This window comes from Geobacillus sp. Manikaran-105 (assembly GCF_002809955.1).
Taxonomy (GTDB): domain Bacteria; phylum Bacillota; class Bacilli; order Bacillales; family Anoxybacillaceae; genus Geobacillus; species Geobacillus thermophilus.
This window is the reverse complement of the sequence record NZ_PIJG01000002.1, coordinates 1-13,289: the sequence shown is the minus strand read 5'-3', so window position 1 is coordinate 13,289 and position 13,289 is coordinate 1. Positions and strand designations below refer to the sequence as shown.

The 13,289-nt window shown below is 56.0% G+C and carries 16 protein-coding genes and 1 other annotated feature; of the genes, 14 read left to right on the top strand and 2 right to left on the bottom strand.

All coding sequences use genetic code 11. The features are described from left to right. The 10 genes from minD to pheA all read left to right on the top strand — a co-directional run bounded on the left by minD (position 1) and on the right by pheA (position 7,333). The gene (gene minD / locus CV945_RS01035; protein ID WP_095859726.1) at positions 1–804 is read left to right on the top strand and encodes a septum site-determining protein MinD; all 804 of its coding nucleotides are present in this window, start codon (positions 1–3) and stop codon (positions 802–804) included. A 253-nt stretch (positions 805–1,057) separates the two neighbouring features. Beyond that, positions 1,058–1,825, top strand: coding sequence for a M23 family metallopeptidase (locus CV945_RS01030; protein ID WP_100658943.1), 768 nt, complete (start codon positions 1,058–1,060; stop codon positions 1,823–1,825). After that, positions 1,818–2,678 (top strand): M50 family metallopeptidase, encoded by an 861-nt coding sequence (locus tag CV945_RS01025; RefSeq protein ID WP_100658942.1) that lies wholly within the window; start codon positions 1,818–1,820, stop codon positions 2,676–2,678. Before CV945_RS01030 ends, CV945_RS01025 begins: the two co-directional genes overlap by 8 nt. Positions 2,679–2,823: 145 nt before the next feature. Further along, positions 2,824–2,903, top strand: a sequence feature (ribosomal protein L21 leader region). A gap of 15 nt (positions 2,904–2,918) precedes the next feature. Next, positions 2,919–3,227, top strand: a complete 309-nt coding sequence (gene rplU, locus CV945_RS01020) for a 50S ribosomal protein L21 (protein WP_033010949.1) — start codon at positions 2,919–2,921, stop codon at positions 3,225–3,227. A gap of 1 nt (position 3,228) precedes the next feature. Further along, complete coding sequence (locus CV945_RS01015; RefSeq protein ID WP_033010951.1) at positions 3,229–3,561, top strand: ribosomal-processing cysteine protease Prp; 333 nt, start codon at positions 3,229–3,231, stop codon at positions 3,559–3,561. Between the two features lie 15 nt (positions 3,562–3,576). Continuing rightward, positions 3,577–3,867, top strand: coding sequence for a 50S ribosomal protein L27 (rpmA, locus tag CV945_RS01010; protein WP_008881065.1), 291 nt, complete (start codon positions 3,577–3,579; stop codon positions 3,865–3,867). A gap of 177 nt (positions 3,868–4,044) precedes the next feature. After that, on the top strand, positions 4,045–4,605 hold the full coding sequence (locus CV945_RS01005; protein WP_033010953.1) for a sporulation initiation phosphotransferase B: 561 nt from the start codon (positions 4,045–4,047) through the stop codon (positions 4,603–4,605). 94 nt (positions 4,606–4,699) lie between these two features. Then, the gene (gene obgE, locus CV945_RS01000; protein WP_033014266.1) at positions 4,700–6,001 is read left to right on the top strand and encodes a GTPase ObgE; all 1,302 of its coding nucleotides are present in this window, start codon (positions 4,700–4,702) and stop codon (positions 5,999–6,001) included. Positions 6,002–6,019: 18 nt separating this feature from the next. Then, positions 6,020–6,463 (top strand): ACT domain-containing protein, encoded by a 444-nt coding sequence (locus CV945_RS00995; protein WP_033010955.1) that lies wholly within the window; start codon positions 6,020–6,022, stop codon positions 6,461–6,463. A gap of 21 nt (positions 6,464–6,484) precedes the next feature. Further along, positions 6,485–7,333: a prephenate dehydratase gene (gene pheA / locus CV945_RS00990; RefSeq protein WP_033010956.1), complete on the top strand. Its 849-nt coding sequence runs from the start codon at positions 6,485–6,487 to the stop codon at positions 7,331–7,333. A gap of 69 nt (positions 7,334–7,402) precedes the next feature. Here pheA and CV945_RS00985 read toward each other — a convergent pair whose 3' ends face one another. Further along, complete coding sequence (locus CV945_RS00985) at positions 7,403–7,942, bottom strand: transcription repressor NadR (protein ID WP_100658941.1); 540 nt, start codon at positions 7,940–7,942, stop codon at positions 7,403–7,405. Further along, complete coding sequence (locus tag CV945_RS00980) at positions 7,939–9,084, bottom strand: IscS subfamily cysteine desulfurase (protein ID WP_047819372.1); 1,146 nt, start codon at positions 9,082–9,084, stop codon at positions 7,939–7,941. Before CV945_RS00980 ends, CV945_RS00985 begins: the two co-directional genes overlap by 4 nt. A gap of 104 nt (positions 9,085–9,188) precedes the next feature. On the opposite strand from CV945_RS00980, the gene nadB reads away from it, so the two are divergent. The 4 genes from nadB to safA form a co-directional block, all read left to right on the top strand. Beyond that, the gene (gene nadB, locus CV945_RS00975) at positions 9,189–10,745 is read left to right on the top strand and encodes an L-aspartate oxidase (protein WP_044744808.1); all 1,557 of its coding nucleotides are present in this window, start codon (positions 9,189–9,191) and stop codon (positions 10,743–10,745) included. A 28-nt stretch (positions 10,746–10,773) separates the two neighbouring features. Continuing rightward, positions 10,774–11,604, top strand: a complete 831-nt coding sequence (gene nadC, locus CV945_RS00970) for a carboxylating nicotinate-nucleotide diphosphorylase (RefSeq protein WP_044744807.1) — start codon at positions 10,774–10,776, stop codon at positions 11,602–11,604. A 15-nt stretch (positions 11,605–11,619) separates the two neighbouring features. Next, a complete protein-coding gene (gene nadA / locus CV945_RS00965; protein ID WP_047818800.1) occupies positions 11,620–12,723 on the top strand; it encodes a quinolinate synthase NadA in 1,104 nt (367 codons plus the stop codon). Positions 12,724–12,881: 158 nt separating this feature from the next. Further along, on the top strand, positions 12,882–13,289 hold a 408-nt coding region (gene safA / locus CV945_RS00960; protein WP_157807501.1), incomplete at its 3' end, for a SafA/ExsA family spore coat assembly protein.

Here is a 13,289-nt window from a genome sequence, read left to right as displayed (position 1 = left end):
GTGGGAGAAGCGATCGTCATCACTTCCGGGAAAGGCGGCGTCGGCAAAACGACGACGACCGCGAACCTTGGGACGGCCCTTGCCATTTTGGGGAAGCGGGTGTGCCTGGTCGATACGGACATCGGGCTGCGCAACCTTGATGTTGTGCTGGGGCTTGAAAACCGCATTATTTACGACTTAGTCGATGTCGTCGAAGGGCGCTGCACCGTGCAAAAGGCGCTTGTCAAAGATAAGCGGTTCGAGAACCACTTGTATTTGCTGCCGGCTGCGCAAACGAGCGATAAATCGGCGGTCAATCCGGGGCAGATGAAAGAGCTGATCGAGCAGCTGAAGCAAGAATACGACTATGTGCTCATCGACTGTCCGGCTGGCATTGAGCAAGGATACCGCAACGCCGTCGCCGGCGCGGATGAGGCGATCGTCGTCACGACGCCGGAAGTGTCGGCCGTCCGCGACGCCGACCGCATCATCGGCTTGCTTGAAGCGGAAGAGCACGTCAAGCCGCCGCGCTTGATCATCAACCGCATTCGCAGCCATATGATGAAAAACGGAGATATGCTCGATGTCGATGAAATCGTCATGCATTTGTCGATCGAGCTGCTCGGCATTATTGTCGACGATGAAAACGTGATCAAAGCGTCGAACCGCGGCGAACCGATCGTGCTCGACCCTAACAGCAAGGCGTCGATCGCTTACCGCAACATCGCCCGCCGCATCCTCGGCGAATCGGTGCCGCTGCCGCCGCTTGAGGAAGAGGAGAAAGGGTTGTTCTCAAAGATTCGAAAAATATTTAGCCTGAAATAGAGGAATGAGGGCAATTCCGGTAGGGAAATTGCCCTTTTTGTTTTGCCCCTCGTCTGTGCCAAGCGCCGCCAAGCTGTGCGAAAAGCCTGCTTTTCACCGCCTTTTGAGTCGCAAACCATCATTTTTCGCCGCCGCGGCTGATCACGTCTGCACCGATGGGCAGATTCAGCGCCGCGAAAAACGCCTGCTCATATTCAAACGGGTTGTCTCATAAACTAGTACAAACGTTGTTAGAAAGGTGGAGGGGGGACGTATGGACCGACGCGTTCGGGAGATGAAAAAACGGATTGAACAGCGGCGGAAAGAGCGCCGTTACCAGGTGCGGGAACGAAGGGAACCGGAGTGGGGGATGGCGGATGAAGAGCGGTACGGGATGCCGGTCGTTACGTACGACCGCTATTCGTTTGAATCGGGGCCGCACCCGCTGTTCCGCAAAGAGTGGTTTCTTTTTCAAACGCTCATCGCCGCTTGCCTTGTGCTCGTCACCGCCATTTTGTTCAAACATCCGTCCACTTCGCTCGAGCCGGCCCGGCAGTTTGTCGCTCGGACGATGGAGACGGAATTTCAGTTCGCCGCTGTCTCGGCTTGGTATGAACAAACGTTTGGCGAGCCGCTCGCCTTTTTTGCACCGAAAAAAGAACAAGAAACAAAAACTGCCTCATCATACGCGGTGCCCGCATCCGGCCGCGTGCTGGAGAGCTTTGAAAAAAACGGCCAAGGGGTGATGATTGAAACCGCAAACGGCGAAAGTGTGGAAGCGATGAAAGAAGGGATCGTCACCTTTGCCGGCATGAAAGAGAATCTCGGGAAAACAGTCGTCATTCAGCATGCCGACGGCAGCGAGACGTGGTATGGCCATTTAGGGACGATATCGGTGAAACTATACGATTTTGTCGAAATGGGAAAAGAGATCGGCACCGTCCAAGCGAGCGAAACGGATAACCAAAAAGGGCTGTTTTATTTTGCCATTAAGCAGAGAGATAAATTTATTGACCCCATCCAGGTGATCTCCTTTGAATAAGTATATCGGGCTGCTTGGCAAACTGCACGTTCATCCGTTGTTATGGCTGATCGGCGGCATGGCGGTGCTGACCGCCCATTTTAAGCAGCTTTGTTTGTTGTTTTTTATCGTCCTTGTTCATGAGCTCGGCCATGCGGCGGCCGCGGCGTTTTTTTCGTGGCGGGTGAAACGGATTTTGCTGCTGCCGTTTGGCGGGGTAGCGGAAGTGGAAGAGCATGGAAACCGGCCGTTTCGCGAGGAGTGGATCGTGACGCTCGCCGGGCCGGCGCAGCATCTTTGGCTCGGGGCCGCAGCGTTTTTTTTCTGGAAGGCCGGTTGGATGGATGACGGGAGCTGGGAATTGTTTTTTCGCTATAACGTTGCTGTCTTCGGGCTGAACCTGCTGCCGGTTTGGCCGCTTGATGGCGGCAAACTGTTGTTTTTGCTGCTTTCGTATCGCCGCCCGTTCAGTGAGGCGCACCGGAATATGGTCGCCATCTCAGCGGCGGTGCTCGTTGCCGGCGTGATCCTTTTGCTCGTCGCGGCGCCGCGCCAGTTGGAGTTGTGGGTGATCGCCACTTTTTTGGCGCATGCCGTCTGGCAGGAGTGGAAGCAGCATCCGTATATCGTGATGCGCTTTTTGCTTGAACGGTATTACGGAAAAAAAGGCGACTATACAAGGCTGCAGACGATCACCGCCTCCGCCGAGGAGCGCATCTCGGCCGTGCTGCACCGCTTTTACCGTGGACAAAAGCATGCGATCGTGGTCACTGGCGGGAGCGGCGAGCGGATGACGCTCGATGAAAATGAGCTGCTGCATGCGTTTTTTGCGGAAAAGCGGACCGATGCGCCGCTAGGTGCACTCATTTATTAAAGCGGCGACCGCCGCTTTTTTGTTGGCTTTTGTGGGGAAAATAGTGGTTGACGATGGGCTGTTTCTATGTTACTATAAATGACGTTGTAGACTTTTTGTCCCTTTCGGAAAGGACAAAAGAGGGCGGCTGTCGCAAAAAGACGCACCCGTACTACAACCGCTCAGCGCGGGTTGTGAAGCGTTCCATCCGGAACCGCCTTGACGCTGGCGAGTCTGAGTATTATGAAGGAGGTGCGATGCATGTACGCAATTATCGAAACTGGCGGCAAACAATTGAAAGTGGAAGAAGGCCAAGAAATTTACATTGAAAAATTGGATGCCAATGAAGGCGATACGGTCACGTTTGACAAAGTGTTGTTCATCGGCGGGGAAACGGTGAAAATCGGAAACCCGACGGTCGAAGGCGCAACCGTGACGGCGAAAGTGCAAAAACATGGCCGGCAAAAGAAAATCATCGTCTTCAAATATAAAGCGAAAAAGAACTATCGCCGCAAACAAGGCCACCGTCAGCCGTACACCAAAGTCGTGATCGAAAAAATCAACGCATAAGATGATTCGCGTCACGATTGAACGGGAGGCGGACGGTTGCATTCGCGCGTTTACGATGGAAGGGCATGCCCATTTTGCGAAACGCGGAGAGGACATTGTATGCGCCGGTGCTTCGGCGGTTTCGTTCGGCACGATCAACGCCATTGAGGAGCTCACCGGCGTCCGCCCGAATGTGTCGCTCGGCCAAGACGGCGGCTATCTTCGCTGTGAGCTTCCGGAGCTGGAAGAAGCAGCGACGGCAGAAAAAGTGCAGCTTTTGCTCAAAGCGATGGTCGTCTCGCTGAAGACGATCGAACGCGATTACGGAAAATTCATCCGTGTAACATGGAAGTAGCAGGAGGTGACTGCCATGCTGAGACTCGATTTGCAATTTTTCGCTTCGAAAAAAGGGGTCGGTTCGACGAAAAACGGCCGCGACTCGATCGCGAAACGCCTTGGCGCGAAACGCGCTGACGGCCAATTCGTCACGGGCGGCTCGATTTTGTACCGCCAACGCGGAACGAAAGTCCATCCGGGCTTGAACGTCGGCCGTGGCGGCGATGACACGCTGTACGCCAAAATCGACGGCATCGTCCGTTTTGAACGGCTCGGCCGCGACCGCAAACGCGTGAGCGTCTATCCGGTCAGTCAAGAAGCGTAATATTGTTTCGAAAAACTCTAACCGTGGCGGTTAGAGTTTTTCTTTTTCCCCTCGAAAAACCGCTCCCGTTCGCTGTCAGAAAATGCTATAGTAAAAGTAAACTGTCCTCTCTAAAAAGGGAGAAGGAAACAACAGGCGGCGCGGGAAGCTGCGCTGCATTGAATAGGGGAGCGTTGCATGGAAAAGCGATGGACTGTCGTCGAAGTGATGCGCCATGCCCGCCATGACTGGCTGAACAAAATCCAGCTCATTAAAGGCCATTTGGCGCTCAATAAAGTGGAGCGGGTGCAAGAAATCATCAACGGCATTATCGGCGAAGCGCAGCAGGAAACGCGGTTAACGAACTTAAAGGCCGAACGGTTTGCTGAGCTGATGATGACGTACAACTGGGAGCCGCACCCGATTTTTCTTGAGTATGAAATTGTCGGCGGCGAGGCTGATTTGTCGCCGTATGACGAACAATTGAGCGAATGGTGCCGCCGGTTTTTTCGTCTGCTTGAGGCGCAGGCCGATGAGCAGGCGGAAAACCATTTATGCGTGACGATTGAGATTGCGGATGGGCGGGTGGGGCTCTTTTTTGACGGCCGCGGCGCATGGCGGGATGGTGATGCCATTCGCGCCTGCCTCGAGCGCTGTGAGCCATCAGCACCGCTTCGGCTCGTGTCGTTTGCTGTCGGGGCGGACGAATTGACGGTGGAGCTCGAGCTGCCGCTCGGCTCCGGGTCGCCTTATTGGTAAGCACATATTGACAGCATTGAATTGGCTCTGTATACAATAATAAATATTAGCTACACTCATTTTGTCATGATGGAAGCGAATCGGAGGAACAGCCATGTTTGTCGATCAAGTGAAAATTTATGTAAAAGGCGGGGACGGCGGCAACGGCATGGTCGCGTTCCGCCGGGAAAAATACGTCCCGAAAGGCGGTCCGGCCGGCGGGGACGGCGGCAAGGGCGGCGACGTCGTCTTCGTCGTGGACGAAGGGCTGCGAACGCTAATGGATTTTCGCTACCAGCGCCATTTTAAAGCGCCGCGTGGCGAAAACGGCATGTCGAAAAACCAGCATGGGAAAAACGCGGAAGACCTGCTCGTCAAAGTGCCGCCTGGGACGGTCGTTATCGATGCCGATACAAATGAGGTGCTCGCCGATTTGACGGAAGCCGGACAGCGGTTTGTCGTCGCCAGAGGCGGGCGCGGCGGGCGCGGCAACACCCGGTTCGCGACTGCGGCCAATCCGGCGCCGGAAATCGCCGAAAACGGCGAGCCGGGCGAAGAGCGAAACGTCATTTTGGAATTGAAGCTGCTTGCCGATGTCGGGCTTGTTGGCTTCCCAAGCGTCGGCAAATCGACGTTGCTGTCGGTTGTTTCCGCCGCGCGGCCGAAAATCGCGGAATATCATTTTACAACGCTTGTGCCCAACCTAGGCGTTGTCGAAACAGAAGACGGCCGCAGCTTTGTCATGGCCGACTTGCCGGGGCTGATTGAAGGCGCCCATCAAGGGGTGGGGCTTGGGCATCAGTTTTTGCGCCATATTGAACGGACACGCGTCATCGTCCATGTCATCGACATGGCGGCGGTGGAAGGACGCGACCCGTATGATGATTACGTCGTCATCAACGAGGAGCTGAAGCAATACAACTTGCGTTTGACGGAACGGCCGCAAATTGTCGCCGCCAATAAAATGGACATGCCAGGTGCCGAAGAAAACTTGCGCCGCTTCAAAGAGAAAGTCGGCGAGGCGGTGCCGGTCTTTCCAATTTCAGCCGCGACAAGGCAAGGGGTGCGCGAGCTTTTGTTTGCCATTGCGGATTTATTGGAAACAACGCCGGAGTTCCCGCTCCATGAACCGGAAGAGCCGGCTGTGCAGCGTGTCGTCTATAAGTATGAGAAAGAGAAGCCGCCGTTTACGATCACCCGCGGCAGCGACGGAGCGTTTATTCTATCTGGCGATAAAATCGAAAAGCTGTTGAAAATGACCGATTTCTCGCGTGAAGAATCGGTGCGCCGCTTCGCCCGCCAGCTGCGGGCCATGGGGGTGGACGATGCGCTGCGCGAGCGCGGGGCGCAAGACGGCGACACCGTCCGGCTGCTCGATTACGAGTTTGAGTTTGTCGACGACTGGGATGAACGGTAAAAAGCGGGGGAAGGTGCGGTGGAGAAAAAATTTTACTTGGTGCGCGAAGATGTCCTGCCGGAAGCGATGAAAAAAGTCGTGCTGGCTAAGCAGCTGCTTGAGCGGAAAAAAGCCGCCTCGGTCGCCGAGGCGGCGCAACTTGCGAACATCAGCCGCGGCGTCTTTTACAAATACCGCGACGCCATTTTTCCGTTTCAGGCGGTGACGAAAGAAAATATCGTGACGTTGTTTTTCCATTTGGAAGACCGCTCGGGCACGCTGTCACAGCTGCTTGGCGTCGTGGCGGCGGCCGGCTGCAACGTGTTGACGATCCACCAGACGATCCCGCTGCAAGGGCGGGCGAACGTGACGCTTTCCGTCAGTACGAACGATATGCATGAAGACATCGATGACCTGTTGGGGAAGTTGAGAAGGCTTGAATTTGTCGAAAAAGTGGAAATTGTCGGTTCAGGAGTGTATTAAAGCAAGGGAGAGGCAAACGAAATGAAAATCGGCTATTTAGGACCGAAGGCGACGTTTACCGAAGCGGCGGTCGCGGCGCTGTTTCCGTCGGAGCCGCGCGAGCCGTACAATACGATTCCCGACTGCATCGACGCCGCCGCCGCTGGGGAAATTAAGGCGGCCGTTGTGCCGCTTGAGAATGCATTGGAAGGGTCGGTCAACTTAACGCTCGATTATTTGATTCATGAACAGCCGCTGCCGATCATCGGCGAAATTGTCGTCCCAATCGAGCAGCATTTGCTTGTGCACCCGTATCATGCCCCACACTGGCGCGAAGTGAAAGAGGTGTACTCGCACGCACACGCCATCGCCCAATGCCGCAAATTTTTACATACGGTGCTCAAAGGCGCCAGTCAAGTGCCGATGACATCGACGAGCGCTGCCGCCAAATTTGTGAGCGAACACCCGCACTTGCCGGCGGCCGCGATCGCCAACCGGCTCGCTGCCAACGAATATGGGCTGGTGATCGTCCAAGAGAATATTCACGACTATGACTACAACCATACGCGCTTCATCGTTGTCAGCCGGCGGAATGAGCCGCTTTCGCCCAACTCGCCGCTTTATGCCGGCGACAAAACGACTGTCGTTGTGATGTTGCCGCAAGACCATCCTGGCGCGCTCCATCAGGTGCTGTCGGCGTTTGCCTGGCGGCGGCTCAACTTGACGAAAATTGAGTCGCGTCCGGCGAAAACAGGTCTCGGAAACTACTTTTTCATCATTGATATCGACGCGCCGCTCGACGAGGTGCTCATTCCGGGGGCGATCGCCGAAATCGAAGCGCTCGGCTGCACGGTGCAGCTGTTGGGCAGTTATCCATATTATTTTGCCTAAAACAGGTGAAAAACGCGAACGGTGTGTTCCTGTCCGCGTTTTTTTTCTTTACGTGCATGCGGTTTCCGTTTAGGCTTCAATTAAAAAGCCGGCTTGTTTCAAAGCGCGGCAGGCGGCATCCAGTTTCAGCGGCGAGTCGGCCTCAAGCGTATGCAAATGCGTCCCATCCGTCAGCTGGAGCAAATACGACGATTTCGTCGCTTCGATTTTGGCGATAAACTGGTCCACTTCCAGGCGGTTGCTGACCATGATCGACGCGGTCAAGTCGCCGTAGACCAGATGTTCGATTTTGACGTCTTTCACCGTCACGCCGCAGTCCACGAGCAAATACAGCTCTTCTTTCGTCCGCTCGGGCGTATGGAAGCAGGCGACCGTTCGCGTATACGTTTTGGCCGGCTCAGCCGGCTTTAAATACAGATATCCTTGGCTTGTCGCGATAATCGGTTCGTTGCGCGCCTTTAACAGCGAAATGTCTTGGACGATCACCTGGCGGCTGACGTTCGTTTTCGCCGCCAACTCGGCGCCGGTAAGCGGTGTGTCGCTTTCTTTCAGCCACTGCAAAATGAGCTGGCGCCTTGCTTCCCCTAAAATTTTCTTTTCCTCCTTCATCCTGTCCATCCCCCCTTTTGCGGCAAGATCATCTGTTCGAGCGTGGATACGAGTTCGTCAATGTCAGATTGTGTCGTCGCCATGCCGAAGGAGATGCGGACGAACTGCTTCGCTTCTTCCGGCGTTTTTCCGACGGCGAGCATCGTCCGCGACGGCGCCTGCTGTCCAACCTGGCAGGCGCTGCCGGTGGAAATGGCGATGCCGGCGCGGTTGCATTCGAGCATCACCAGCTGCCCGTCCAACCCGTTAACGGTCAAACCGACAATGTGGGCGAGCCGGTAGTCGGGATGGCCTTCGACCGTGATCGGCAGCTGTTTGACGGTGATGGCGTCAAGCAGCCGGCGGCGCAGCCGTTCGAAGTGCGCTTGCTCGCTTTCCATCCGATCGTACAGCTGCTTTGCGGCTGTGATGAAGGCGGCGATGCCCGGCACGTTGACCGTTCCCGGGCGAAAGCCGGATTCATGCGTCGCTCCCCGAAACACCGGACTCCAATGGCGGCGCGGATCGATATACACCGCTCCGACGCCTTTCGGTCCGTACACTTTATGGGCGGACACCGAGATGCTGTCAATCGCCATGGCTTTGACGTCTAGCTGTATTTTAGCAAAAGTTTGGACGCAATCGCTATGGAAAAGGACGCCGCGCGCCCGCAGCAGGCGGCCGATGTCGGCAAGCGGCTGGGTGGTGCCGATTTCCGAGTTGGCGTGCTGGATGGAAGCGAGAATCGTCTGCGGCGTGATCGCCCGCTCCAAATCTTCGAGACGGATGCGTCCAAAACGGTCGACCGGCAAGTAAGTGACACGGTACCCCTCTGTTTCCAACTGTTTGAACAGATGATGGAGAGAGGCGTGCTCGATTTCCGTCGTAATCAAATGATTTCCGTTCTGCCGGCGGGCGGCGACGAGCGAACGGACCGCGAGCACGTTCGCTTCCGTGCCGCCGCTTGTGAAATACACCCCTTCCGCTTCCCCGTTGATCATGGCGGCCAACTCGCGCCGGCATAAGGTGAGCAGTTGTTTTGCTTTCGTTCCGATGTCATGCAGGCTGCTTTCGTTGCCAAAATAAACAGCTGCTGCTTCGGCGTAGGCCGCAATGGCTTCTTGGCACATCGGTGTAGTCGCTGCGTAGTCCAAATAAATCATCGTTTCCCGCCTCACTTCATTTTTTTCAGCCAACCTCTTGCCATTAGTTTAAATATGTGTAAATATAGATGTCAAGACAGGTGGAAAGAAAGGGGCGTCCAAACATGGGAGAAGGCGGCGTTGTGATTGTCGGCAGCGGACTGGCGGCGTTAACGGTCGCTTACTATTTGCCGCGGCATGAAAATGTGATGATCTTCACAAAGAAAGGCCGATCGGACAGCAACTCATGGCGGGCGCAAGGCGGGGTGGCGGCGGCGTTGGCGGAAGGAGATGGTTGGCGCAGCCATTTTCACGATACAATGACCGCCGGTTGTCTCCATAACGATGAACGAATGGTTGAGCTCATCGTCCGCGAGGGGCCGGAGCGGCTGCAGGAATGGATGAACGCCGGCATGGCGTTTGATCTCGACGAATCAGGCCGGATTTCTGTCGGTCTTGAGGGCGGGCACAGCTTCCGCCGCATTTTGCATGCCGGCGGCGACCAAACCGGAAAGGCGCTCGTTTCGTTTTTGCTTCAGCAGCTGAATGACCGTGTGCCGATCGTCGAGGGGGAACAAGTAATTGACTTGTTGATCGAAGACGGCCGTTGCGTCGGGGTGAAAACGAAGCGGGAAGACGGCCGTGTTTCGGTCTGGCGTGCGTCCGCTGTCGTATTGGCGTCCGGCGGCTGCGCGGGGTTGTACACGTTTACTTCGAATGCGCCAACGGCAACAGGCGACGGCATTGCCATGGCGTATCGCGCCGGTGCGGCGGTGGCGGATATGGAGTTCATCCAGTTTCATCCGACGATGTTGGCCGCCATGGGAAAAGCGGTCGGGCTTGTATCGGAGGCGGTGCGCGGCGAGGGAGCGGTGTTAGAGACGGAAGACGGGCGGCGCGTGATGGACGGCGTCCATCCGCTTGGCGATTTGGCGCCGCGCGATATCGTCGCGCGCGCCATCGCTGCCGAGATTGACCGCGGCGGCTGCGTCTATTTGAATATTTCCGCTGTCCCCCATTTTCGCCGCCGCTTTCCCACGATTGCCGCGCTGTGCGAAGCGCATGGGATCGATTGGGAAGCCGGCCGGCTTCCGGTCGTGCCGGGCGCCCACTTTGTCATGGGCGGCATCGTCGTCAATGAGTGGGGGCAGACGACCGTACCCGGTTTATACGCTGTCGGGGAAGCGGCATGCACCGGCGTGCACGGCGCCAATCGGCTCGCGAGCAACTCGTTGCTTGAAGCGATCGTCTTTGGATTCCGTGCGGCCTGCGCCATCCGCCGTCAAGCGGCGTGGCCGGAAACGGTGCACCGAGCGGATTCATCCAGCCCGCGTCGTTTGATTGTACCACGGCTGCCAGAGCGGGCGTTGCTCCGCGAACAGCTGTCAACGTTTGTCGGCATCGTCCGCAACGGCGATCGGCTTCGCGAAGCGGTCGACTGGTTGGAACAGTTTTCGTTGCCGGATTGGCTGGATGGCGACCTTGAACGATTGTCGGCAGAGGAGATTGAAACAGGATATATGTTGCTAGTGGGCTGGCTTGTCGCTTCATCAGCGCTTGGGCGCACGGAAAGCCGCGGCGGCCATTACCGGAGCGATTTTCCGCGTGAACGCCCGGAGTGGCGGGGGCGGCGCCTCGTGCGGACGAAAGAAGAGTGGGCCCGCCTTGGGGCTGGGAGGTAAAGCGGCAAAGAAAACGGAGGGATGAAAGATGAACCGGTTGAAGCTCGAACAACTGTTGCGACAGTTTTTTCTTGAAGATATTGGCGACGGCGATGTGACGAGCGAGACGATTTTTCCGGCTCATGAACGGGCATCAGGCATGTTTATGGCCAAAGCGGACGGGGTGGTGGCCGGCGTCGGCATTATTGCGGCGGGCTATCAGCTGCTGGATCCGCGCGTCGAAGTAACCATCATGAAACGGGACGGCGAGCGGGTCGCAGCCGGCGAAGCGATCGCCGCTGCATCCGGCCCGGTCAGAGCGCTGTTGTCCGGCGAGCGCGTCATTTTGAATTTGCTTCAGCGCCTAAGCGGCATCGCCACCGTGACGCGCCAAGCCGTCGATTTGCTCGGTGACAGTCATACGCGCATTTGCGACACAAGGAAAACAACTCCCGGGCTGCGCATGCTTGAAAAGTATGCCGTCACGTGCGGGGGCGGCTACAACCATCGCTTTGGCTTGTATGATGGCGTCATGATCAAAGACAACCATATCGCCTTTTGCGGATCGATCGCCGACGCGGTCAAAGCGGTGCGGGAGCGGCTCGGCCATATGGTGAAAATCGAGGTGGAAACGGAAACGGAAGCGGAAGTGCTCGAGGCGGTCGAAGCGGGGGCAGACGTCATTATGTTTGACAACCGGACGCCGGATGAAGTGCGTTCGTTTGTCCGGCTCGTGCCAAAGCCGATCATCACCGAAGCGTCCGGGGGAATTACGCTCGCCAACGTAGCAGCGTACGGCGCGACCGGCGTTGACTACATTTCGCTCGGATTTTTAACCCATTCCGCTCGAGCGCTTGACATTAGTTTTGATTTACAATGACGGGGGGAGAAAATAATGAACGTACTGGAGCAGCTAAAACGGCTCGATGACATGCCAGAGCGCTATAGAACGATGGAAAAAAGCGAGCTCGAGGCCCGCGCTCGGTCGATAAAAGAGCGGCTCGGCCGCCGCTTGTTTATCCCTGGGCATCACTACCAAAAAGATGAAGTCATCCAGTTTGCCGATGCGACCGGCGATTCGCTTCAACTGGCCCAACTGGCGGCAAAAAACGATGAAGCGGAGTATATCGTATTTTGCGGCGTCCACTTTATGGCGGAAACGGCCGACATTTTGACGAGAGAGGAACAAGTGGTCATTTTGCCCGATATGCGCGCTGGCTGTTCGATGGCCGATATGGCTGATCTTTTCCAAGTCGAGCGGGCGTGGACAGCGCTCACGGATTTATTTGGCGAAACGATCATCCCGCTTGTGTATGTCAACTCGACGGCGGCGATTAAAGCGTTTGTCGGCCGCCAAGGCGGGGCGACGGTGACGTCGTCCAACGCGAAAAACATGGTCAAATGGGCGTTTTCGCAAAAAGAGCGGGTTTTCTTTTTGCCGGATCAACATTTAGGGAGAAACACCGCCTATGCGCTCGGCGTCAGTCTCGATGAGATGGCGGTCTGGGATCCGCGTGAAGAGTCGCTGCAATGCAGCGGGCCGGTTGACAATGTCAAAGTCATCCTTTGGAAAGGGCATTGCTCGGTGCATGAAAACTTCACCGTCCGGCAAATCGAACAAATTCGGAGGACGAAACCGGAAATGAACATTATCGTTCACCCGGAATGCAGCTGGGAAGTCGTCCAGCAGGCGGATTACGCCGGATCGACGAAATATATTATCGAAATGATCCGCAACGCCCCGCCCGGCAGTCAATGGGCCATCGGGACGGAAATGAACTTGGTCAACCGGTTAAAGAACGAACATCCGGATAAGGAGATTATTTCTTTAAATCCGTACATGTGTCCGTGTTTGACGATGAATCGGATTGATTTGCCGCATTTCGTTTGGGCGCTTGAATCACTGGAACAAGGTGTGGTCGTCAACCGCATCACCGTTCCGAACGAAGTGGCCTGTCAGGCGAAAGCGGCGCTTGACCGCATGCTTGCTCTTGCCTAGTTCCCCAACCCGGCGTGACGGAATCGCTTCCGTCCGGCCGGGGATTTTTTTATCATAAATGGGCGCTCATCGTCATACATTGTGTTGAAAGACGATATCGGGAAACAAGCATCGGTCGGATAGAGTGCAAACAGTCTCGGTGTAGGAGGGGGAGCGGAGTGAAAATCCATATTGTTCAGAAGGGAGATACTCTTTGGAAAATAGCCCAAAAATATGGGGTTGATTTTGAACAATTGAAAAAAATAAATGGGCATGTAAGCGACCCGGATATGATTATGCCCGGAATGAAAATCAAAGTGCCGACGGCGGGAGTGCCGGTCAAAAAAGAAACAAAATGGCAGGCGCCGCCGAAAAAAGCGAAAATAGAAGAGCACCCATACGCGGAAGCCAAACCGTTCGTTTCGATCGACATTGATACAGAGTTCGGCGCCGTTGCTCCAGAAGGCAAAACGCCGGCGAATGACGCACCGGCCAACGAAGCGCCGAAAGCGGCGGGGAAGGAAGCACCGAAGGCGCCGGCCAACGAAGCGCCGAAAGCGGCGGGGAAGGAAGCACCGAAGGCGCCG

What these genes read in the sequence shown, in the direction of transcription:
- CV945_RS01030 (WP_100658943.1), top strand. Translation starts at nt 1,058, where the DNA reads ATGGACCGACGCGTTCGGGAGATGAAAAAACGGATTGAACAGCGGCGG.
- rplU (WP_033010949.1), top strand. Translation starts at nt 2,919, where the DNA reads ATGTACGCAATTATCGAAACTGGCGGCAAACAATTGAAAGTGGAAGAA.
- CV945_RS01015 (WP_033010951.1), top strand. Translation starts at nt 3,229, where the DNA reads ATGATTCGCGTCACGATTGAACGGGAGGCGGACGGTTGCATTCGCGCG.
- rpmA (WP_008881065.1), top strand. Translation starts at nt 3,577, where the DNA reads ATGCTGAGACTCGATTTGCAATTTTTCGCTTCGAAAAAAGGGGTCGGT.
- CV945_RS01005 (WP_033010953.1), top strand. Translation starts at nt 4,045, where the DNA reads ATGGAAAAGCGATGGACTGTCGTCGAAGTGATGCGCCATGCCCGCCAT.
- obgE (WP_033014266.1), top strand. Translation starts at nt 4,700, where the DNA reads ATGTTTGTCGATCAAGTGAAAATTTATGTAAAAGGCGGGGACGGCGGC.
- pheA (WP_033010956.1), top strand. Translation starts at nt 6,485, where the DNA reads ATGAAAATCGGCTATTTAGGACCGAAGGCGACGTTTACCGAAGCGGCG.
- CV945_RS00985 (WP_100658941.1), bottom strand. Translation starts at nt 7,942, where the DNA reads ATGAAGGAGGAAAAGAAAATTTTAGGGGAAGCAAGGCGCCAGCTCATT.
- CV945_RS00980 (WP_047819372.1), bottom strand. Translation starts at nt 9,084, where the DNA reads ATGATTTATTTGGACTACGCAGCGACTACACCGATGTGCCAAGAAGCC.
- nadB (WP_044744808.1), top strand. Translation starts at nt 9,189, where the DNA reads ATGGGAGAAGGCGGCGTTGTGATTGTCGGCAGCGGACTGGCGGCGTTA.
- nadC (WP_044744807.1), top strand. Translation starts at nt 10,774, where the DNA reads ATGAACCGGTTGAAGCTCGAACAACTGTTGCGACAGTTTTTTCTTGAA.
- nadA (WP_047818800.1), top strand. Translation starts at nt 11,620, where the DNA reads ATGAACGTACTGGAGCAGCTAAAACGGCTCGATGACATGCCAGAGCGC.